This window comes from Pseudomonas sp. PvP025, assembly GCF_017832155.1.
Classification (GTDB): Bacteria; Pseudomonadota; Gammaproteobacteria; order Pseudomonadales; family Pseudomonadaceae; genus Aquipseudomonas.
In genome coordinates, this window is record NZ_JAFIBJ010000001.1 from 1 (window position 1) to 21,186 (window position 21,186).

23 protein-coding genes and 1 pseudogene are annotated in these 21,186 nt (G+C 56.3%); 8 read left to right on the plus strand and 16 right to left on the minus strand.

Features of this window, described 5'->3' with window-relative positions; translation table 11 throughout:
- From JOE32_RS00005 to JOE32_RS00040, 8 genes are all read right to left on the minus strand, one after another.
- Positions 1 to 834, minus strand: an 834-nt coding sequence (locus tag JOE32_RS00005) for an alpha/beta hydrolase (RefSeq protein WP_209980298.1), incomplete at its 3' end; no start/stop codon positions are given.
- Positions 821 to 1,207, minus strand: coding sequence for a hypothetical protein (locus tag JOE32_RS00010; RefSeq protein WP_209980300.1), 387 nt, complete (start codon positions 1,205 to 1,207; stop codon positions 821 to 823). The genes JOE32_RS00005 and JOE32_RS00010, both read right to left, overlap by 14 nt.
- A complete protein-coding gene (locus JOE32_RS00015) occupies positions 1,176 to 2,204 on the minus strand; it encodes a hypothetical protein (protein ID WP_209980302.1) in 1,029 nt (342 codons plus the stop codon). The genes JOE32_RS00010 and JOE32_RS00015 overlap by 32 nt, the downstream gene beginning before the upstream one ends.
- Positions 2,205 to 3,231: 1,027 nt before the next feature.
- Positions 3,232 to 3,825, minus strand: a complete 594-nt coding sequence (locus JOE32_RS00020) for a hypothetical protein (RefSeq protein WP_209980304.1) — start codon at positions 3,823 to 3,825, stop codon at positions 3,232 to 3,234.
- 121 nt (positions 3,826 to 3,946) lie between these two features.
- Positions 3,947 to 4,162 (minus strand): hypothetical protein, encoded by a 216-nt coding sequence (locus JOE32_RS00025; RefSeq protein ID WP_209990231.1) that lies wholly within the window; start codon positions 4,160 to 4,162, stop codon positions 3,947 to 3,949.
- A 134-nt stretch (positions 4,163 to 4,296) separates the two neighbouring features.
- A complete protein-coding gene (locus JOE32_RS00030; protein ID WP_209980306.1) occupies positions 4,297 to 4,788 on the minus strand; it encodes a hypothetical protein in 492 nt (163 codons plus the stop codon).
- Between the two features lie 16 nt (positions 4,789 to 4,804).
- On the minus strand, positions 4,805 to 5,125 hold the full coding sequence (locus tag JOE32_RS00035) for an STAS-like domain-containing protein (protein ID WP_209980309.1): 321 nt from the start codon (positions 5,123 to 5,125) through the stop codon (positions 4,805 to 4,807).
- Complete coding sequence (locus JOE32_RS00040; RefSeq protein ID WP_245228911.1) at positions 5,112 to 6,341, minus strand: ATP-binding protein; 1,230 nt, start codon at positions 6,339 to 6,341, stop codon at positions 5,112 to 5,114. The genes JOE32_RS00035 and JOE32_RS00040 overlap by 14 nt, the downstream gene beginning before the upstream one ends.
- Before the next feature lie 541 nt (positions 6,342 to 6,882).
- Between JOE32_RS00040 and JOE32_RS00045 the strand changes: the two genes are divergently transcribed.
- Both JOE32_RS00045 and JOE32_RS00050 read left to right on the plus strand, forming a co-directional pair.
- Positions 6,883 to 7,551, plus strand: a complete 669-nt coding sequence (locus tag JOE32_RS00045) for a class I SAM-dependent methyltransferase (protein ID WP_209980311.1) — start codon at positions 6,883 to 6,885, stop codon at positions 7,549 to 7,551.
- Between the two features lie 129 nt (positions 7,552 to 7,680).
- Positions 7,681 to 7,899 carry a hypothetical protein gene (locus JOE32_RS00050; protein WP_209980313.1) on the plus strand — a complete coding sequence of 73 codons (219 nt, stop codon included), beginning with the start codon at positions 7,681 to 7,683 and terminating at the stop codon, positions 7,897 to 7,899.
- A gap of 91 nt (positions 7,900 to 7,990) precedes the next feature.
- Here JOE32_RS00050 and JOE32_RS00055 read toward each other — a convergent pair whose 3' ends face one another.
- Positions 7,991 to 9,178 (minus strand): MFS transporter, encoded by a 1,188-nt coding sequence (locus JOE32_RS00055; RefSeq protein ID WP_209980316.1) that lies wholly within the window; start codon positions 9,176 to 9,178, stop codon positions 7,991 to 7,993.
- A gap of 421 nt (positions 9,179 to 9,599) precedes the next feature.
- Here JOE32_RS00055 and mqo point away from each other — a divergent pair, with 421 nt between their 5' ends.
- The 3 genes and pseudogenes from mqo to JOE32_RS00070 all read left to right on the plus strand — a co-directional run bounded on the left by mqo (position 9,600) and on the right by JOE32_RS00070 (position 11,992).
- Positions 9,600 to 11,246: a malate dehydrogenase (quinone) gene (gene mqo, locus JOE32_RS00060; RefSeq protein ID WP_209980318.1), complete on the plus strand. Its 1,647-nt coding sequence runs from the start codon at positions 9,600 to 9,602 to the stop codon at positions 11,244 to 11,246.
- A gap of 112 nt (positions 11,247 to 11,358) precedes the next feature.
- Positions 11,359 to 11,508 (plus strand): annotated as a pseudogene (locus tag JOE32_RS00065) (EamA/RhaT family transporter); the annotation flags it as partial.
- A 154-nt stretch (positions 11,509 to 11,662) separates the two neighbouring features.
- Positions 11,663 to 11,992, plus strand: a complete 330-nt coding sequence (locus tag JOE32_RS00070) for a YXWGXW repeat-containing protein (protein ID WP_057009591.1) — start codon at positions 11,663 to 11,665, stop codon at positions 11,990 to 11,992.
- A 6-nt stretch (positions 11,993 to 11,998) separates the two neighbouring features.
- On the opposite strand, the gene JOE32_RS00075 is transcribed toward JOE32_RS00070, so the two are convergent.
- The 5 genes from JOE32_RS00075 to JOE32_RS00095 all read right to left on the minus strand — a co-directional run bounded on the left by JOE32_RS00075 (position 11,999) and on the right by JOE32_RS00095 (position 15,612).
- Positions 11,999 to 12,373, minus strand: a complete 375-nt coding sequence (locus JOE32_RS00075; RefSeq protein ID WP_209980320.1) for a hypothetical protein — start codon at positions 12,371 to 12,373, stop codon at positions 11,999 to 12,001.
- A gap of 72 nt (positions 12,374 to 12,445) precedes the next feature.
- On the minus strand, positions 12,446 to 12,841 hold the full coding sequence (locus tag JOE32_RS00080; RefSeq protein WP_209980322.1) for a type II toxin-antitoxin system VapC family toxin: 396 nt from the start codon (positions 12,839 to 12,841) through the stop codon (positions 12,446 to 12,448).
- A complete protein-coding gene (locus JOE32_RS00085) occupies positions 12,838 to 13,152 on the minus strand; it encodes an AbrB/MazE/SpoVT family DNA-binding domain-containing protein (RefSeq protein ID WP_209980324.1) in 315 nt (104 codons plus the stop codon). Before JOE32_RS00085 ends, JOE32_RS00080 begins: the two co-directional genes overlap by 4 nt.
- A 113-nt stretch (positions 13,153 to 13,265) precedes the next feature.
- On the minus strand, positions 13,266 to 14,639 hold the full coding sequence (gene ppnN / locus JOE32_RS00090; RefSeq protein ID WP_209980327.1) for a nucleotide 5'-monophosphate nucleosidase PpnN: 1,374 nt from the start codon (positions 14,637 to 14,639) through the stop codon (positions 13,266 to 13,268).
- 148 nt (positions 14,640 to 14,787) lie between these two features.
- Positions 14,788 to 15,612 carry an aspartyl/asparaginyl beta-hydroxylase domain-containing protein gene (locus tag JOE32_RS00095; RefSeq protein ID WP_209980329.1) on the minus strand — a complete coding sequence of 275 codons (825 nt, stop codon included), beginning with the start codon at positions 15,610 to 15,612 and terminating at the stop codon, positions 14,788 to 14,790.
- Positions 15,613 to 15,928: 316 nt separating this feature from the next.
- Here JOE32_RS00095 and fabV point away from each other — a divergent pair, with 316 nt between their 5' ends.
- Positions 15,929 to 17,122, plus strand: a complete 1,194-nt coding sequence (fabV, locus tag JOE32_RS00100) for an enoyl-ACP reductase FabV (RefSeq protein WP_209980331.1) — start codon at positions 15,929 to 15,931, stop codon at positions 17,120 to 17,122.
- Between the two features lie 211 nt (positions 17,123 to 17,333).
- Complete coding sequence (locus tag JOE32_RS00105) at positions 17,334 to 17,957, plus strand: HAD family phosphatase (protein WP_209980333.1); 624 nt, start codon at positions 17,334 to 17,336, stop codon at positions 17,955 to 17,957.
- On the opposite strand, the gene JOE32_RS00110 is transcribed toward JOE32_RS00105, so the two are convergent.
- Complete coding sequence (locus JOE32_RS00110; RefSeq protein WP_209980335.1) at positions 17,954 to 18,859, minus strand: LysR family transcriptional regulator; 906 nt, start codon at positions 18,857 to 18,859, stop codon at positions 17,954 to 17,956. The two genes, JOE32_RS00105 and JOE32_RS00110, sit on opposite strands and share 4 nt — an antisense overlap.
- 104 nt (positions 18,860 to 18,963) lie before the next feature.
- Between JOE32_RS00110 and JOE32_RS00115 the strand changes: the two genes are divergently transcribed.
- Complete coding sequence (locus JOE32_RS00115; protein WP_209980337.1) at positions 18,964 to 20,133, plus strand: aspartate aminotransferase family protein; 1,170 nt, start codon at positions 18,964 to 18,966, stop codon at positions 20,131 to 20,133.
- A gap of 61 nt (positions 20,134 to 20,194) precedes the next feature.
- Here JOE32_RS00115 and punR read toward each other — a convergent pair whose 3' ends face one another.
- Positions 20,195 to 21,109: a DNA-binding transcriptional activator PunR gene (punR, locus tag JOE32_RS00120; RefSeq protein ID WP_209980339.1), complete on the minus strand. Its 915-nt coding sequence runs from the start codon at positions 21,107 to 21,109 to the stop codon at positions 20,195 to 20,197.
- Between the last annotated feature and the right edge of the window lie 77 nt (positions 21,110 to 21,186).

The window sequence follows — 21,186 nt, forward strand, 5'->3', positions numbered from 1 at the left end:
CGCGAACGGTAAGATTTTACCTTTCCGCGAATGACAAAACCAAAGTAGTAAAACACTAGATTTTGGTAATTTTGAATTGGACTTGGGAACGGTATCGTCTTCAAATATCGGCCTCCAATACTTCAGGATGTGTTCGTTTATAGATTCGAAAAAATCACTATGCCCATAGTTAAAGTAACGATCGGTAACGGATGCTGTTCTAAAACCTTGATTGCCAGAAGCGCCATAACCTAAAGTTGAACAGTTGGCTATCACCGGCCACAAATCTTTAGTTCCAACATCATTTATGATGTTGATGCTGTCAGTATGTGGTGCGTGTTTTTGCCAGTTAAAATCTCGCGGAATAACAGATCCGCATGTTATTATTTTTTCAAAGCGAATATTTTGATCTTTTTCTAAGATTTTAGAAATAATATACGTTCCGAAGCTATGGGCGATGACAGAGATTTTAGCTAAGGGTTCTTCACGTTGGATGGTGCGAATTTCATTGTGTATTTTATTTATTGGACCAGATCTTGAGAAAAGTGCGAAGTGAAAGCCCGTAACTAGCTCGTAGCCTAACTCCTGTACACGAAGACATGGAATGCCAAACATCTGTTCTTGAACATCTTGCTGCCAAGAGCCGTTGGTATGTATTCCATGAACTAAGATTATGACGCGAGACTCTTTAAGGTCGATAGTTCCATTGAAATAATGTGAAGAAAGCTCTCGGAATAGAGTCTGATGTTCCTCAGGTATACTCTTGTGTACCGTCTGAAACACTTTTTTTCTTTTGTTTGTAGTAGTGCCTTCCCATAGGACTCTTACTAACTCAATAACTTTAGTCTTCTCCATGTTTAGCCACACGGTATAATGTTTCTAGGTCGCTATCAGTTACTTCCATCGTTACGTCCCTGACTGGGTCATACACTTCCAGCGGGCAATCGAACCAATTATCAAATTCGTGGATCGCTGGACCTCCAGGGGAGCGCACTATAACCTTACGCTCAAAAATACCTGCCTCAACGAGGATCGTAGTAACCTTCGCAAAGTGTGCAGTACTGCCCGCCTGGGATATGTCATAAAGTCTGCTCGGTTGCATAATTACCTGCATTACTTTCTCGCCTTCCTCGCGCTCAATTGCCGCGAAATGATTAGCCAATCTCCTGAGCGCATCAGCCTCTTGAGGATTGGCGTTAATTAAGGGAGAGAATTTTTCCGAGAACATATGAGTAATCCCTTGGTGTGCAGGCTGCCGTAACTGCAAACTCGTTAACTTCCCCGCTTAATAAAACGTGAATTTCGCGGGCGGCGTTATCGGGCATTATAAACCAAATATTACTTCCCGTCACATAACCTTTTTTCGCAAGGAATACTGACATTGCGCCTGCGGATCCGTCATCTTGCATGAGATTGTTTGACATGTTCGCTGCCGACAAGTTCATCGATATGCCCATGTCATTGGTGGCGGTAGTACTGGTGTAGCGTATTACTCCTTCGAATTCATCTTTCTTTTCGTGCAAAGTTGCCTTTGACTTGCTGAGTGAGACTGGCTCAAAAGAATCCATTGGAATAAATTTGTTGATAAGTCTGATAAGTTGAGAAACTTGTTCATGGTACTTGGTTGAGTTCTCTCTAGATGCTAGGCGTATCTCTAGAAGACCCTCGTGGCTGAGGTGGGCGACACTGGCAGCACGCTTTTTCGTAACTTCCCATACCTTAGTTCGTCTGCCAGTATCCGGGTCAAAGTCATCATCAACAAGTTTGCTGCTTTCTCGGCACTCAATTACTTTGATTGTGAGCCCAAGTATGCCTGCTCCGTTCGGGGCTTTATTCAGTCGGATGTCGACGATTTTTGGATCGTCTGGCATGTTTACGTATATTGGTTGCTCTAATAGGTCGCTGAAGTTTTCTTCTTTTGCAATTTGAACTATGCGTCTTTCAGAAAGTATTTTAGCTGCGTCAGCAGTTTTGCAGTTAAATAAGAATATGTGCTGGCGGCCATGCTCTTCGACATCGCGAAGTAATGACTCTAGATCAATAAGGGCTAGTTTTTTGTTTTCTAGTGCTGGCAAGATTCTAGAGTCAACTAGATCCTCCCAGTTAGCCGAGCTGAAATGGATGTCCTTTTCTTTAAGGAACTCTTTCACTACTTGTTGGGTAGTAGCTTCTCTTAAGAGTTCAAGTATAGATTTAACGCGTATTTTTTCTTCTTGGCTAAGCAATTCCTGACTCCAACTGGCTACTTATCATTGGATGATCTCACTATCTTCGAGATCACGCCAAGGATGGGCAACGCGCCGTAGATTCACGGGAGTACTGCTCGCCACATCCTTGTTTGTTGGCATTCTCTCCTGTCACACGGTTTCACACAATCATAAAAGACGCGCTGCCTCTCTTAACTGACCAGGCCCTCTGCCTTGCCGACTACTCACGCTCTAGACGAGCTACGAAACCAGAGTCTACTGATCATTACGGCGCGCGCCGTCGTCCCCCCACCTCGCCTGCGGGCTAAATGGGTCGTTTTTTCTGCGACCCTGCGGACAACTCAACGCGGCACCGGCAGGGGGGCTGCTCGGTGTTGTGGGGGGGGTCAAAAGCCTGCGGAACCCTGCACCGAGGGGGGTATTTCGTTGAAGGCGTCTAGAGGCTCTGATGTTGAGGGGGAGGGGGGAGTCTCAGAAAGAGTAATTTCAGTAATCTCCCTACAGAAAGGGTCTGGAGGCCACGTATTCCGTGGGTTGTGAGATTACAAAAAGGAGTAACAGAGAAGTAATGGGAAAGGTAATTTTCTGCCAAGCTATTGATTTTAAAGAGTTTTATAAAAATAGAGAATTACATTTATAAAGAGTAATCAGATTACTTCAATATTACATAAAGATTACTTTTTGGCTTAAGGATAAAACTATTTAATTTCAATGACTTAAGTCTGAAAAGCGGTCAAGATTACTTATGTTACTCTTTTTTTTGCCCCCCCCCCAGAATTCGGATTTCAGACCTCTACACGTGTGAGTCACACGCGTACGGATGGGGCAGTTGTTGTCTGCGATGATTCGTGGGGGATGCTTGGTGTTGGGGAGGCGTGTGGATAGTTTCGGGATTGGTGCGACAGGCACTCGCGGAGTGAGATACCTGGGATTCGTTTGGTGCTGGTGCTGGCTGGCTTCGTATCAGTGTACGAGCAATCGACCCATATTTGACGTTCGCGGTAGGCAGCGATCGCTCTGACGCATCCTTATCATGGGCTTAAGCTTAGCTCGCTAAACTAGGCTGTAGGATGCTCTCGCCCGGGCCGCCTGATCCAGGGAATTGTAAGCCAATGCTCCCGATGGAATTAATAATCTCACAGGCAAGGCAGGCCACTTGAGCGCGGACCTGTTGAAGGTAGGCAACATCGATGCTCGTGGCGAAGATCCTTTGCTTTCGATCAACGAACAATGGCACAGACTTACCGTTGGCATCCGGTACCTGCCAAGCGCCATGGCATAGCACATTGCGCAACTGGGCAGATTGTCGTAAGTCGTCAACCAATTGATCAAGATTGCTGACGGGCAGTTTATGGTAGTTGCGTAGGGCATTGCCGTACGCATCAATGAGCCCTCCGAGCGGATCTGATAGCGCCCGTTCAAGCTGGCCCGGCCAATCGCTGTATGCCTGCTCTAGCTCATCCTGAGCATATCTGCGCGTGGCAGTCAGGGCGAAGATTGCCCGGCCCAATACCTGCTCCAGAAAGCCGTAGGTTGCAACGGTACGACCCAGTTGCTCCCAGAACTCGCCCAAATGCCTGTGAGTGGGATAGTCGGTTGGCAGTTGCCCTTGGTCGATCCGATAATATTCCTTGCTCACCAGTTACCTCCTCCGGCCTTCTAGGCAAAACGCTCCAGAATAGAACCGGCTAATGAGTTTCAACGCACTCTAGCCCAAAGCGGACGGACGTGAAGGGTTGCTATTGGCCGATGACTGCCAGCTAACTGAGATCTGCCCCTCTTAATCGAGCCAGGCCTTGTTTGATGTGGCCCGCATTTTCACCGATCGTGTGAAGAGTCCCCCGGACATTAGTTCCCAGCTCTAAAGCGTTTTGCTGCTCAGCCCAGAGAGTCAGCTCCATCAGTGCCGCCTCCAAGGCCAGCTGATTTTGATAAAACCGTTCCAGCACATCTGCCAATGAGTATTGGTTCGCCATGGTTCCCGACTCGATTTCAAAGAAATCAAGCATAGCGGTGAAATGCTCGCCACTGCTATAGCCAGAGAGAAGAGGCAGACTCTAGGTTTTTGGAAATGGTGCTGGAAAGGAATTTATAAACCTCAAAGGGAATGCTATCTGAAGCCGTCTAAGTCATCGCAAGCTTGACGTAACTTCGTTTTGAAACTCGAGACCATGGTTGAAGATTCTCGAATGAGGGGGGAGGTCGTCGTGATAGGTTGACGAGATTTGACTTCAAAATCTCCACCGGTAATTATTCTTCTTATTCCAGCAAATTCGGGTGCTGCCGAGCTCCACAGGAATTGGTGGTAGTCGATACATCGGTAGGAGATGTCTTGGGACTTCGACTTCATCATTAGTGCAGAGGTGCCGCCCATACCTTCTGGCTGAGTCCAGTAATCAATGGTAAGCATCATTAGATCATCTATGTCTTTGATCATCTGCTCTAGGCGTAGTTTTCTTTGAAGGTCTCTAAGTTTGACTTCAGACTCTGCTTTGGAAGTTTCTCGCTCTAAATTGGCTTTAGTGTTCTGTCTGTTTTGGTTGATAAGTGTGAAGACTGATACAGCAAGTGCAATCCAAGCTGGAATATCTCCAATGTCCATGAATGAGCTTGACATGTTAGGCCTGCGCGCGCGCTTCGTCTATATAATGCCAAACCTCTTCAATGATGAAGGGGTCTTCTTTGTAGCTCAGTCGAAGTTTTTGATGTAAGACTTGTTTGCTGAATTTCTTAAGTCTGACAAGTCCCCCAAAAGCTTCTTCAAGGAAAGATGAGCCGTACCCCATAGAACCGTCGAAATTGATTTCGACAATATCATTTTTCTCCAATGTCGGAACGAGTAAGTCGTCGCGAAAAACCTCACCGGAATTTTTGCCGTCGACCCTATATCTGCCGGCAGGATATTCGCTAAAATCTTTTGATATGCTAATTCGGGCCATGTTCATCTTCCAGTTCCTGCGCGCCTGTGATCGGTACGGACCACTGTATGACGGTACCAAGTATAGATCGATTGTTGCCGCCTTGGGTATATCTGGGGCTGCCGCTAGAGAAATCAACCCCTACGACCCCCCTGTTGCTGTAGACCTGCAGCTTTCCGCGCAGTTCCTCTGCGGCCTTCATCACGTTGCGCGCCAAGCCTTTACCCCGGTGTCCTTGATCCGTTCTGGTTCTCCCTAGCTCGAGCGAGCGGCGTATCATTTTCATGTCACGCTTGCCAGGAGAGAGCGTGGTGAGCCGCAGAATGTCTCCAATGTATTCCTCCCACCTTTCGGGGAGGGTCACTGGTATGCCCAAGCCGAGATCACAAAAAATCACACCCAGCCTCCCTTCATGGACTTGCGCGAAAACCCACCATCTTTTGTCGTTGGCTTTCTCTAGTCCGCTTCCGCCTATCCTATCTTCTCTAGGTCTGATGTACGCGTGATGAACGGCGTTATCCATTGCTTCGCTAACTCCGGTAACTAAGCGGAGGTAGCCTTGGGGTATCTTACCTTTAATTGCTTTAAGTAAAATATCAGCATCTTGTGGATTTACGCTTACGCCGGAAGCATAGCGCCAGCTATTAACGGTAACGTCTTCTTCTTCTATTTGCAGGCGATGTGGTTTTCCCAGAATATTGAAAAAACCAATTTGTTGAAATACTTTTTCAACAGTTTCATCTTTCGGGTAGCTGCACGTTAATTTGCATTTTTCTCCTAGCGTGAGACAAATTCTGTCTATTTCGGCAAGCATTAAAAGCATGCCGGCGCTAAAAACGTTCGTTGTTTTGCTGAAATCTATCTTGATTAGTTTTCTGCGTAGTGATTCTTTTCTTAAAATACTCAGAAACTTTGCCAGTTGCGTGTGCATATCCCTGTTATGCAAACCAATATGCGCAGGTGCTTCAATTTTAATAGAGTCGTCTGAATTTTGTTGCGTGATGTTGGTTGGTTTGCCTTTTTGTATTTTTTTTGGTCGATTGCGTTGCTGGGATATACGTTTTTGCCGTAGGTAATAGTCATCAGCTAATAGTTTCACACTAGTTCCCTTAATGTGCAGTTTCAATTTTATTGACTGCCAGTGCCAGGCTATCTTTGCATGGATGGCAATTTGCCTGTTTTCTCCTCGGCAGTCAATGTCACCCGTTTTTTCAGTACATCTCCAGAGCTGATACAAGCCGATCCCTGATGGCTTAGTAGATTGCTCGGTTAGCCAGCAGACGCGAGCTCCTAAATCTATGATCTATGTAGAGTGGTACAAAAATGGTACGGGTTAGCTCATGTTATGGCTGGAGGTCTTGTCTTGCCAGCGCTCTAGATTGAGTAGGTCCAATCCATCATCGGAGCAACGGAGAAGCAGCGGGAGAGTGGGGCGGTTTGTAGGGGCATTGGAGGGATCTGGATCATGGCGAATGACGCGCAGTTTATCAGGGATGCATGCTGGCTGTCGGAGCGGCGTATATTGCCCGTTTCACGACAGTGCTGGGCAAGGACGCAAAGCGCCTCTGTCGCCCGGGTCGCGTTCTGACGCTGAGCGACGCCTTATCACGCGTCGGTAGGATCCGAGCTAGTATTGAAGGATGTGGTCTTAAAAAGTCAGCGCTTATTTCTCGCCGAAATTGCCGCGACGTTCTTGATGCCCATCATCGGTTCCCGGCCTGACCGCCAGGACGCAGCCAACCTATGTCCCTCTAGCCGTTCGGAGTGATCAGAAAACAATGATAACTATCCAGGAACTCAACGAGTTCACCAGCAACCCGGAGTTGACTGCCAGCATCGCCCAGGTGTGGGAATTGATCGGCCAGCATTTCGAACAGGCCCAGGCTAGCCTGCTGCCTGAGCAGGCGATGGAGCGTCGTGAGTTGTCGTTCCATGATCACGTACGCCTGCTGGGCTACCTGTCGCTTTTGGTGGCCGAGCTGCCGGGTGACGTGGTGGAAATCGGCGTGTGGAAGGGCAAGTCGTTGATGCTGATGAACGAGGTGTGCAATGGCGAGCGGCGTGTCATCGGTATTGACCCGTTTGAGTTGCCGAACCAGTTTGAGGAGTTCAGTCACTATCAAGCGTTGATGCTGCCTGATGCGGTGGTAATTCGCGGCTTCTCGGAACTCAGTGCCGAGCGTTTCTACAATCTGGCGCCCAGGGTTGCGCTGTTGCATATCGATGGCGGTCACACCATGCGCAACGTGTTGCTGGATTTCCTGCTGTATTCGCCGAGCGTGGTGCCGGGCGGTTTTATTGTGCTGGACGATTATCGCGACTTTAAACACTCGCCTGAGGTGGGGCCTGCGGTCGATCTGCTCAGGGCTACGGGGTTCTTCAGAGACTTCAACGTGCTGGGAAGCGTGCATGGTTTTGAGAACAGCTACGTGTTACAGCGGGTGTGAGCGTTTCCCAGGTCGGCGCCCTGGACGCATCCTGTCCCCAGGCAAAATTTCATCATTCTCTGCAGTGTTGAGGTTTACGATTCTCTGCAAGAGAGGCCCAACGCCTCCAGCCCGCAGAGAACCCAGGAAATGACCTCAAACCTCGTCAAACTTTTGCTGATCAGCGGCACATTGCTATTGAGCGCCTGCTCCTCGGGCGCGAACGTCAGCAGCGACCCATGCTTCTCGGGTGGATGCCAGGCGTTTGGCGACCATAGCCCGAGTAAAGCCGCCAAAATGAGTTTTGGCGGCAGCGGGCTGGGTAGCAGTTATGGAGAGTATGGTTCGGGGTTGTTGCATGATGATTGATGCGGCACTGGGCCAGCCAGTTTTGTGGTGACTGACCCATTGCTATCGGGAGCAAGCCCCCTCCCACAGTGGTACTGCGCAGGTTGGCGAGTTAGTGCCCGCCTTTCATGCGTCGGGCGATGAGGTAAAGGCCCAGGCCGAGCAGTGCGGTCGCTGCGCCGATGTAGCCAGTGCTGGTCCAGCCAAATCCCGCTGTAATCGCCATTCCCCCAAACCACGGCCCCAGCGCGTTCGCCAGGTTGAACGCCGCGTGGTTGGACGCGGCCGCCAGGCTTGGGGCTTCGTGGGCGATGTCCATCAGGCGGATCTGCAACGGTGCCGCCAGCGACACCATGGTGCCGACCAGGCCCATGCTCAGCAGCACGCCCGACAGCGACGATGCGGCGAACGGGAAGAACAGCAGCACGGCAATCGACCACACCAATATCAGCCCCACCGCGCGAAACTGCATGCGATCAAACAGTTTGCCGCCTGCGATGTTGCCGATAATCCCGCCGACACCAAACGCCGCGAGGCCAAACGGAATCCACTGTGGCGACACCTTGGTCACTTCCAGCATGGTCGGCGCCAGGTAGCTGAATACGCAGAACATCCCGGCAAAGCCAATCGCGCCGATGGACAGGGCCATCCACACCTGCGGTTTGGTGAAGGCGCGCATTTCCTTGCGCGGGTCGCTGCGTTCTTCGTCGTGGCGGTGGGGCACGAATTGCCAGACCAGCGCGATGGTGCACAGGGCGATCACGCTGACCAGGGCGAAGGCCGAGCGCCAGCCCAAGTGTTGGCCGAGGAAGGTAGCGATGGGGTTGCCCAGCAACATGGCGAGGGTCAGGCCCATCATCACGCGGGCGACGGCGCCGGCGCGTTTATCCGAGGGCACCATGCTCGAGGCGACCACCGCGGCGATGCCGAAGTAGGCGCCGTGGGGCAGGCCGCTGATGAAGCGGAAGGCCACCAGTGAGCTGAAGCTCGGGGTGAAGGCGGTGGCGAGGTTGCCCAAGGCGTAAAGCGCCATCAGTAACAGCAGCATATGTTTGCGCAGCAGTTTGGCACCGAGGATCGCCAGCAGTGGGGCGCCGACCATCACGCCCAGGGCGTAGGCGCTGATGGCGTGGCCGACCTGGGGTTCGCTCAGGTTGAGGTTTTGGGCGATGTCGGGCATCAGGCCCATGATGGCGAATTCGCCGGTGCCGATTGCGAAAGCGCCCACGGCCATGGCCGCTTCCATTTTGGCGGCACTGCGCGCGGGCAGCAGGTGCCCGGGTGTTTGCTGGATAGACATGGATGGCTCTGTTTGAATGGGTGCACAAAAGACAGTCGTCGATGCTACGCACGCGACGGTGAAGGTGTCTAGAACAGCCGCTTGTCCGAGAGTTCCAGGCCTGTGACCTCAGGTCGCGCCTGCCAGCCTTGACACCTGCGCAATAAAAGCCGCGATTTAATGCTGTCAATTGGCCAAACGACCCATAAACGCTGTTTGGCATGATATTCTGCGCGCCGTTCTGGACAGGTCTTTCCCGGGTGCGTACATCCGTATACGTCCCGGCGGTGGGCTGTCGCCCAGGTAGCTGAAGCCAATAATGATAAAAAGTCAGCGCAGAAGGGACAAAAGTGAGGTCGATACGTCGGCCTTGTGTGCCCACCCTACGGTCTGCAGAGTCAGGGGCGGTAGGGCGGATGGCGTTTTATCATAGGTGCTACTGATGTTTAAAAAAGTAAACACTGCCCTGCTGGGGCTGGCTTTGTCGATGGGGATCACGTCCGTTCACGCGGAAGAGGCAAAGAAAGTCGATGTGCTGCTGATCGGCGGCGGCATCATGAGTGCAACCCTGGGTGTGTGGCTCAACGAGCTGCAGCCGGACTGGTCGATGGAGATGGTCGAGCGCCTCGATGGCGTGGCCGAAGAAAGCTCCAATGGCTGGAACAACGCCGGTACCGGTCACTCGGCCCTGGCTGAGCTGAACTACACCCCGGAAGACAAGAACGGCAACGTTGAGATCCCGAAAGCGGTCGAGATCAACGAAGCGTTCCAGATCTCCCGTCAGTTCTGGTCCTGGCAGGTCCAGCAGGGCGTGCTGAAGAACCCGCGTTCGTTCATCAACTCCACACCGCACATGAGCTTTGTGTGGGGCGATGACAACATCAAGTTCCTGAAAAAACGCTACGAAGCCCTGAAAGCGAGCCCGCTGTTCGCCGGCATGCAGTACTCCGAAGACCCGGCGCAGATCGCCAAGTGGGTTCCGCTGATGATGCAAGGGCGTGACCCGAGCCAGAAAATCGCGGCCACCTGGACCCCGATCGGCACCGACGTGAACTTCGGCGAGATCACCCGCCAGTTCGTAGCCCACCTGCAAACCACGCCGAAGTTCGACCTGAAACTGTCGAGCGAAGTGCAGGACATCACCAAGAACGCCGACGGCTCGTGGCGTGTGAGCTACAAAAACCTGAAAGACGGCACCAAGACCGAAACCGACGCCAAGTTCGTGTTCATCGGCGCGGGCGGCGGTGCACTGCACCTGCTGCAGAAGTCGGGCATTCCTGAAGCCAAGGAATACGCAGGCTTCCCGGTTGGCGGCTCGTTCCTGGTGACCGATAACCCGGCCATCGCCGAGCAGCACATGGCCAAGGCCTACGGTAAGGCCTCGGTTGGCGCACCGCCGATGTCGGTTCCGCACCTGGACACCCGCGTGCTGGACGGCAAGCGCGTGATCCTGTTTGGCCCATTCGCGACCTTCTCCACCAAGTTCCTGAAGGAAGGCTCGTACCTGGACCTGCTGACCAGCACCACCACTCACAACATCTGGCCCATGACCAAAGTCGGTATTCGTGAATACCCGCTGGTCGAGTACCTTGCCGGCCAACTGATGCTGTCGGACGACGACCGCTTCAAGGCACTGCAGGAATACTTCCCGAACGCCAAGCAGTCCGACTGGCGCCTGTGGCAAGCCGGTCAGCGCGTGCAGATCATCAAGCGTGACGAAGAACAGGGCGGCGTCCTGAAACTCGGTACCGAAGTGGTCAGCTCCGCCGATAACACCATCGCAGGCCTGCTGGGTGCATCGCCAGGCGCGTCCACCGCGGCTCCGATCATGCTGACCGTGCTGCAGAAAGTGTTCAAGGACAAGGTGGCGACCCCTGAGTGGCAGGCCAAGCTGCACCAGATCGTACCGAGCTACGGCACCAAGCTGAACGACAGCCCGGAAGCGGTTGCCAAGGAATGGGCCTACACCGCCGGTGTTCTGCAATTGACGCCACCGCCTGCGATCCCGCAAATGGCGGCGCCAAAGGCCACCGAGGCTGCCAAACCTGCGGCTGAGCCGAGCAAGCCGGCGTCCGACCTGGCGCTGTAAGCTGCTCAGCAACACGCATCGCTGAAGAAAAAGCCCGCTGAACCGGTGACGGTCAGCGGGCTTTTTTATGGGCGACGTTCACACCTTGAAATGCCTGACCTGCTCATGCAGGCAGAATGGCTTGCCCCCTGGCATTGCGGCCATCATCGCCGCGCTGCAGCCGCTGATGACGGCGGCACTGTCCACCGGCAGCGATACCGAGCGCAGCGGCGGCTGGCAGGGGGTAGGGCTGTTGGTCAGTTTTGTCGGCGTGGCGATCGTGAAACGACCGACAGTCGCATGCACCTCGTAAGGCGTGCAGGTTCAGCAAGCTGACAGACACATCCTGTTAAAAAATACCCAGGGCCATGCAGGAGCGTGGTTGCAGCAAGGGGGGATTTTTACCATTGCAGGGTGTAAGCGCCCGAGGGTTTTGTATGTTGTTACGTTATGCGGCATTGGCGGCAGTGGTCGTCGCAGCATCTGGATGTGTACAGGAGCGCGTGGTTCATGAGCGCGTTCCGATGCAGCGTGATTACGTTGAAGTGGTCGCGCCACAACCGCCGCCGGTGCAGGTGATCGAGGTCGAGCCGGCGCCACGTTATGGCTATGTATGGTCGCGCGGTTACTGGCGCTGGACGGGCGGGCGGTATGTCGCGGTGCACGGTCATTGGGAGCCGGTTCGCGAGGGTTATCGTTATGTGCATCCGCACTGGGTGCAGCACAGCGATGGTTTCCACTGGCAGGTGGGTGGCTGGGTGCGCTGAGCCTGGTTAAATCGGCTTCTGGGTACCCAGGAGCCGAACCTCTCGCAGCAGTGCCGCCCCGAGTTGATCGGTGCCCAGCTCGCGATATCCCACCGCCTTAACGTCGCCGTTTTCCTCCGCCTGGATAATGATCACCGGTGTTTCCTTACCCGATGTTTCGTCCATATGCATCGCGTACTGCGGAATATCCAGCGCTATCGGCGTACCTGCGGCCTTGCCCTTCACATTGATCAGGAACGCCGCGCACCCGCTGTCCACGTCCTCATTGGTGGCTGAGCGGCCGCTGACGAAGCAGCTCTGCGGCAAGTCGGGCCAGACGATGGCATCGCCCAAGGCGAGGGCAGGCAGTAGGGTCACGGCTGTGAGCAGAAGCGTGCGCACGTTCGGTGTTCTCTTGATCAAGGGGACAGTCGATTTTTTACCAAAGCTCGCCGTCGGCTGCAACGCCGCGGCTCAGCCCAGTCGCTTCATGCCCGTCGTTTTGGCGGCGTCGAGGTCGAATGTGGCGGTGTATTCGCAGCCGGCCGCGTGGGCGCAACGCTCGATCAGGCAGTCCGCAAAGTCGGCCTTGCTGGCGATGAACTTGCGCAGTGCCTTCCAGACGATATCGGCGTGTTCGACGGTCAGTTCGCGGGTGTGCAGCAGGGTCTCCAGCACCAGTACCACGTCGGCCTTGGCCGATTGGTAGCAGGACTGCAGGACCCACACCAATTCCACGATGGACACCACGCTGACAAAACCTGGCGATGCGGCAGTCAGTGATTCAATCAGGTGCGATGCCTTGGCCGACTGCACCGCATCGTCCTGGGTGACGTAGCGCACCAGCACATTGGTATCCAGGCCGATCATCGCGCTTTTGCTCCCCGGGCCGCGATGGCCTGATTCATGTCCTCGATGGATACGGGCCTGGCAGGCGTGTTGATCAGCCCCTTGAGATCCTTGACGGTTTTGCTCGCGGCAATCATGGAAAACTTGCCGTCTTCCATCTCGACGAACTCCACCCGGTCGCCTGTTTCCAGGCCCAGGGCGGTCCTGACCTGGACAGGAATAGTGATTTGCCCCTTCGACGTCAGTGTGGCGGTTGCCATGGTTAATACCTCCAACATAATGCCCCTTACCCTAGAGTAAGGAGTGCTGAAGGACAAGATCCGTTGGTCCATAGGTTGCTCGCAGAAGTGAGTTGGAATAGGAAAACCCTAGTCCGAACGCAGGATCCTCACACGCTCGCTCGTGCCCTAAAGCGCTACAAACTATGACCCACCGCGCGCGGGGCTTATTGCACCACGCGATAGCACGGCACATACGCTGCGCCGCCCGGCAGTTTCATCCGGTGCTGGGCCACGAATGCCTTCAGCAGCTCATCCAGTGGTTTCATGATCGCCGGGTCGCCGTTAATTTCGTAAGGACCGTTTTCCTCGATCAGGCGAATGCCCTTGTCCTTCACGTTGCCCGCCACGATTCCCGAGAACGCACGACGCAGGTTGGCCGCCAACTCATGGGGTGCCAGCGCATGACTCAACTGCAGGCTGGCCATGTTTTCGTGGGTGGGATCGAACGGACGCTGGAAGCCCTCGTCGATCTTGAGCAGCCAGTTGAAGTGAAACGCATCGTTGCGCTCGCGACGGAACTGCTTCACCGCCTTGAGGCCGGCGGTCATCTGGCGCGCCACTTCGGCTGGATCGTCGATGATGATCTGGTAATGCTGTTGCGCGGCTTCACCCAGGGTGGCGCCGACGAACGCATGCAGTTGTTCCAGATAGGGCGCCGCGTGTTTGGGCCCGGTAAGCACTACCGGGAACGGCACGTCGCGGTTGTCCGGGTGCATCAGAATGCCCAGCAGGTACAGGAACTCTTCGGCCGTGCCTGCCCCGCCCGGGAAGATGATGATGCCGTGGCCCACGCGCACAAAAGCTTCCAGGCGCTTTTCGATGTCCGGCAGGATCACCAGTTCGTTGACGATGGGGTTCGGTGCCTCGGCGGCGATGATGCCAGGCTCGGTCAAACCCAGGTAGCGCCCGCCGGTGATGCGTTGCTTGGCGTGGGAAATGGTCGCGCCCTTCATCGGCCCTTTCATCACGCCGGGGCCGCAGCCGGTGCACACGTCGAGGCTGCGCAGGCCCAGTTCGTGGCCGACTTTCTTGGTGTATTTGTATTCTTCGGTGTTGATCGAGTGCCCGCCCCAGCACACCACGATTTTCGGCTCGACGCCCGGGCGCAGCGTACGGGCGTTGCGCAGCAGGTGGAATACGTAGTCGGTGATGCCCTGTGAGTCGCTCAGGTCGATGCGCTGGCTGCCGAGTTCGTTCTCGGTGTAGACGATGTCGCGCAGGGCGCTGAACAGCATCTCACGGGTGCTGGCGATCATTTCGCCGTCGACGAATGCGTCTGCCGGCGCGTTCACCAGTTCGAGGCGTACGCCGCGGTCCTGCTGATGGATACGCACTTCAAAATCTTTGTAGGCGTCGAGGATGGTCTTGGCGTTGTCGATGTGCGCGCCGGTGTTGAGGATGGCCAGGGCGCACTGGCGAAACAGGGTGTAGATGCTGCCGGTGCCGGCGGCGCTCAGTTGCTGGACTTCGCGTTGGGAGAGGGTTTCGAGGCTGCCCTTGGGGCTGACGGAGGCGTTGATGACGTGACGTTGGGGCATTCTGATTCCTTGAAAGCACAGCCACCGCATCCTTTGGGATGCGTTGGCTTGAGAAAGAGTGGGCGCCGTTGACGGCGCGCGAGCCGAATATTTACCTCAGGCGCAAGGCCGAGCGCAAATACCGTCCACCCCCATCATGCCGCAGAACCTACTGAATCAGCTTCCAGTTTTTGTAGAAAACCCGACGCAGGGTAAAGACCAGGCCGGCAAAACCGGCAATCACGGCGTTCAGCACCGAGGGCAGCATTGTCGGCCGCACGATGTCGATAAACAGGCAGTAACGCTTTGCGTCGTTCTTGTTGAAGGAGGCGTGCATCAGCGTGTCATCGAAAATAAACAGCGGGTCGTCGTGCCAGTAGTGTTTGTGTTTGCCGACCTGGATGTACACGCCTTCGTGGTGCGGTGCCGGCGCCATGTTGTAGAGCACGCGAAACATCATGCGCAGCGGGCCGAAGTGAAACGAGGTGGAGCGGTTTTCGTTGAACACCGATACGCCGATGGTCTTCACGAACGGTAGTTTCTTGCGCAGTTGCGGAATATCCAACGTGGTTTCGATCGGACGGCCGTACCACTGGAAAAACAGCATGCCGCGCTTTTTCTCGGCCATGCGCGTATCCAGGTAGCCGATGATTTCGTCCTTGTGGGCCATGGCGTCGTCGATCACCTGTTGCAGGTCCTCGCGCCAGGCCGGCGGCAGATCATGCATCGTATAAACATGGCGATTACGGCGGCTCAGCAGGTCGAGCAGGGTGTTGAACGGTGCCAGCACCCAGGTGTTGCGTCCGTTTCCGATGAAATATTTCTTGATGGTGTCGCGGTCGTACAGGCCGTTGCGCAGGAAGTCGTACACACCGCACACCAGTACCAGCCCAAGGAATACCGCCGAGGTCAGGGGGAACAGACCAATGATCAGCAGGACGCCTGCTACCCAGGCGAGCGACACTGCTCTTTTACGTAAAACCGACTTGCTCATCAAACTCAGCTCCAGCTGGACGCCATTCGACAGGTCCGGATCCATGGCCGCGAGTGGTTGGTTTTGAAACATATTGAAACAATCCGTTCATGATAAAGGCGTTCTACCGTTCGCGGGCGTTTTAAGTAGTGGGAAATTGTGAAGAATGCGCTCAGTTCTAACCCTAGCCGCACTTGGCCCGCTGTGCGGATTGGATTTTGTAAACGGAAGATTTGCGACTATCGTGACGCTTCGGTTTTTTGGGCGTCATAGACCGGTACGATTAAGTTGAATGGCCACCATTGGCCTTCGACACCTTGGAAGAGGCAGAATTTTTATGATCATCAAACCGCGGGTTCGTGGCTTCATCTGTGTGACCGCTCACCCTGTTGGCTGTGAAGCGAATGTCAAAGAGCAGATCGACTACGTGACTCAACATGGCGTCATCGAGGGCGGCCCCAAAAAGGTGCTGGTACTCGGTGCTTCCACTGGCTACGGCCTGGCCGCGCGCATCAGTGCTGCGTTTGGCTGTGGCGCCGACACCCTGGGCGTGTTTTTTGAGAAAGAAGGCGAAGAGGGCAAACTCAGTTCCGCCGGCTGGTACAACAGCGCGGCGTTCGAGAAGTTTGCCGTCGAGAAAGGCCTGTACGCCAAGAGCATCAACGGCGACGCGTTCTCCGACGAGATCAAGCGCCTGACCATCGACACCATCAGGAAAGACCTGGGCAAGATCGACCTCGTGGTCTACAGCCTGGCCGCGCCGCGCCGTACCGACCCGCAGGGCGTGGTGCACACCTCCACCCTCAAACCGATCGGCAAGGCCGTGACCCTGCGCGGCATCAACACCGACAAGGGCGTCGTGGTCGACACCACGCTTGAACCGGCCACCCAGGAAGAAATCGACGGCACCGTGAAAGTCATGGGCGGCGAAGACTGGCAGTTGTGGATCGACGCCCTGCGCGACGCCGACGTACTGGCCGAAGGCGCGAAGACCACAGCGTTCACCTACCTCGGCGAGAAGCTGACCCAGGACATCTACTGGAACGGTTCCATCGGCGAAGCCAAGAAAGACCTGGATAAAAAAGTCCTGACCCTGCGCGACAACCTCGCGGCGCTCAAGGGCGATGCCCGTGTGTCGGTGCTCAAGGCCGTGGTCACCCAGGCCAGCTCGGCGATCCCGATCATGCCGCTGTACCTGTCGCTGCTGTTCAAGGTGATGAAAGAGCAGGGCACCCACGAAGGCTGCATCGAGCAGGTCTATGGCCTGTTCAAGGACAGCCTGTACGGCAACGAGCCCAAGCTGGACGCCGATGGCCGTCTGCGCGCCGACCTGGCCGAGCTGGAACCGAAGGTTCAGGACGCCGTGGCCGCATTGTGGAATCAGGTGACCGACGACAACGTCAACGAGATCAGCGATTTCGCCGGCTACAAGGCTGAGTTCCTGCGCTTGTTCGGTTTTGAGGTCGACGGCGTGGACTACGAGGCCGACGTGAACCCGACCGTGAAGATCAATGGTTTGATCCAGGCCTGAGACACGGTTTAAACAATGTGGGAGGGGGTTTGCTCCCGATAGCGAGGTGTCAGCCACACACGTTGACTGACACTCAGCCATCGGCAGCAGGCCTCCTCCCACAGTTGCTTTGGGTGTTTTTCAGAAGCGTCCTACGTGCTGACGCGCAGCTCCCGCCTGACAAACTCTGCCAGAATCCTTCGGCTATCACGCCATGCCAACGGAGGATCTGATGACGATTCGTGCAGTAGTTTTCGATTTCGGCGGTGTCCTGTTCGACTGGAGCCCGCTGCACCTGTACCGCAAGCTGATTGCCGACGACGATGAACGCCAGTGGTTCCTGGACAACATCTGCACCCAGGACTGGAACACCGAGCAGGATGCCGGCCGCCCCCTGGCCGAGGCCACCCGCACACTGATTGATCAATACCCGCGCCACGAACCCCTGATCCGCGCCTACTACGACCGCTGGCCGGAAATGCTGCGTGGCCCGTTGCCCGAAGGCGTGGCGATTCTCAAGGCCTTGCACGCCGTCAATATGCCGCTGTTCGGGCTTACCAACTGGTCCGCTGAAACCTTCCCCTACGCCCGCGCCAACTACCCGTTCCTGCAGTGTCTGCGCGATATCGTCGTGTCCGGCGAGTTGAAGCTGATCAAGCCCGATCCCGCGATCTACCACGCCAGCCTCGAACAGGTGCGCGCCCATCTGCCGGATATCCAGGCAGGAGAAGTGGTGTTTATCGATGATGTGGCCGGCAATGTCGAGGCCGCCATCGCTCTGGGCTGGCAGGGCATTCATCATGTGTCAGCCGAGCGCACTGCCGCGCAGTTGCGTGGGTTGGGGGTGGGCTTTTAGCGCGCGAACTGTTCCACCACAAAGTCGACGAACGCGCGCAGCTTCGGCAAACGATAGCGGTCCTGGCGATACACCAGGTGCATGGGGCGGCTGGGCAGTTGGTAGGTGGGCAGCAAGGCCACCAGCTTGCCGGCCTCCAGGTCCGGCCGCACCAGCGCATCGGGCAACATGACGATGCCCATGCCGTGTATGGCCGCCTGACGCAGGCCTTGTGAGCTGTTGAGGGTCAGTGAGCCCGACACCTCGACCTCGATTTCCCCTTCGGCGCCGGTCATGCGCCAGAGTTTGTCGGCGTTGCGCCAATCGTCAGCGGCGGGGTAGGCGAAGGCGAGGCAGTCGTGTTGCCGCAGGTCTTCGGGTGTCTGCGGGGTGCCCTGGCGTGCCAGGTAATCCGGTGATGCGCACAGAGTGATGGTGTAGTCCTGTAATGGGCGAGCGATCAGGCCGGAGGTTTCCAGTTCGCCCAGGCGGATGGCGACATCGAAGCCGCTGTCGATCAGGTCCATACGCTCGTTGCTGAGCACCACATACAGCTTGATCAGCGGGTAGCGGCGGGAGAACTCACTCAGCGCCGGCGCGAGGCGCTCGGTGCCAAAGGCCGGCGGCGCGGTGATGCGCAAGGTGCCTTTGGGAATCTCGCTGTGCGCCTGTTCGGCCAGGTGCTCGGAGTCGGCCACCCGCCCCAGCACTTCCAGGCAGCGCTGGTAATACTGGCCGCCGAATTCCGTGAGGCTTTGCTTGCGTGTGGTGCGCTTGAGCAGACTCACGCCCAGGCGCTGCTCCAGTGCGCGCAGGTGGTTGCCGACCATGGTGGTCGACAGGCCGCACGCCTGGGCGGCGGCGGTCATGCTGCCGCTTTCGACCACCTTCACGTACACCGACATTGCCTGGAATAAATCCATTATCAAGCCCTGCTTTAAAGTCATTGCACGAAAGCGGAGTTTATCCAGCTGAGGTGGCTAACGATACTTCAAGCCACCCCAACAAGACACTGGAGCCCGCCACCATGACCGCCGCCTGCCTGATGAGCACTTATCAACCCCTGGCCCTGAGCTTCACCCGTGGCCTTGGCACGCGTCTTTGGGACCCGCAGGGCCGTGAGTACCTGGACGCGGTGGCGGGCGTGGCAGTGACCAACGTCGGGCACTCCCATCCCAAACTGGTGAGCGCCATCAGCGAACAGGCAGGACTGTTGTTGCACACTTCCAACCTCTACAGCATCGATTGGCAACAGCGGTTGGCCCGGCGGCTGACGCAGTTGTCCGGCCTGGACCGGGCGTTTTTCAACAACTCGGGCGCCGAGGCCAACGAGACGGCACTCAAGCTTGCCCGCCTGCATGGCTGGAAAAAGGGCATTGAGCAGCCGTTGGTGGTGGTGATGGAAAACGCCTTTCACGGCCGCACCCTCGGCACCATGGCGGCCAGTGACGGGCCTTCGGTGCGCCTGGGGTTTCAGCGTCTGCCGGGAGATTTCATCAAGGTCGGCTTTGGCGACCTGGCCGCCCTGGACACGATCACTGCACAGTGGGGCACGCGTATCGCGGCGGTTTTACTGGAGCCGATCCAGGGCGAAAGCGGTGTGCTGATGGCGCCGCCGGGCTATCTGAAAACCCTGCGCGACCACTGCACACGCCACGGCTGGCTGATGATGCTCGACGAGATTCAGACCGGCATCAGCCGCACCGGCACCTGGTTTGCCTTTGAGCATGAAGGCATCGTGCCGGACGTGATGACCCTGGCCAAAGGCCTCGGCAACGGCGTGCCCATCGGCGCCTGCCTGGCCAAGGCCTCGGTCGCTCAATTGTTCACGCCGGGCAGTCACGGCAGCACCTTTGGTGGCAACCCGCTGGCGTGCCGTGTGGGTTGCACGGTGCTGGACATCATCGAAGAACAAGGTCTGCTGCACAACGCGGCGCGCCAGGGCGAACACCTGCTGGCGCGGTTGCGCATGGAGTTGGACGAGTGCGCGCAGGTGGTGGCGATTCGCGGCAAAGGCTTGATGATTGGTATCGAACTGGCCAGTCCCCATCGTGACCTGGCCCGGCGCGCCGCCCATGAACATGGGCTGCTGATCAACGTGACCCGGGGCAAGATCATCCGTCTGTTGCCTCCGTTGACCTTGGACGGCAAGGAAGTGGAGATGATCGTGCGTGCCATCACCCGGCTGCTGAACTGAAAAAATGCAGTCTCACGGTGGGAGGCAGCAATCCCCCTCCCACAGGGGAACAGCGTGATGCTCAAAGGTCAGCGCCATTGAGCCACTCCTGGTTCAGCGTCTCGGTGTCTCCCAGGTACTCCAGCAACCACGCCATGGCCGGCGACAGTCTGTTCTGCGCCCAGGCCACGCACGACGGGCTGGCGGGGAAGGGCCGGTGCAGTTGCAGCGCCATCAACTCGCCACGCTCGATCCACGGCAACACCTGATGCGCCGGTGCCATGCCAACGCACAAACCGTCGCGCAGGCAGTCGATGGCCGAGGACCAGTTGGGCACCACCAGCCGCCGTTGATTGTCCAGGGTCCAGGTGTCGCGCTTGGGCAGGTTGCGGGAGGTATCGGTCATGCACAGCGAGGCGAACGGGCGCAGTTGATCGTCGCTGAGCAAGCCGTCCACCGCCGCCAACGGATGCCTGGCGCTGACCACGCACAGCCAGTTCATAAGGCCCATGTCACGAAAGGTGAAATGGCTGGCCACCGGCACCGCACTGGTGGCGCCGATCACGATGTCGGTGCGCTCATCGGCGAGGGCGTCCCACACGCCGTTGTACACCTCGTATTCCAGCAATAACTCCACGTCGGGAAACTGCCGGTAGAAATCCAGCACCAACTGCCGACAGCGCTGCGGTTTGACGATGGAATCCACCGCTACCTTCAACTGACCGCTCCAGCCATTGGCCACCTGCTGGCACAAGCGCCGGGTGCCGAGCATTTTTTTCATCACGCCACGGGCTTCATCAATAAACAGACGGCCGGCGGGGGTCAGTTCCACATCCCGGTGGCGGCGGATGAACAGCGGCACCGCCAGCCATTCTTCGAGCTGCCGCACGGTGTAGCTGATGGCAGACGGCACGCGGTGCAGTTCCTGGGCAGCGGCGCTGAAACTGCCATGACGCGCCACGGCGTCCACCACATCCAGGGAGTATTCGGACCACATGAGCGGATGCCTTCAAATTAGTTGATAGGAATGTCCAATTATTCTCGCTTCACACAGGATCTGTCAGCTTCATAATG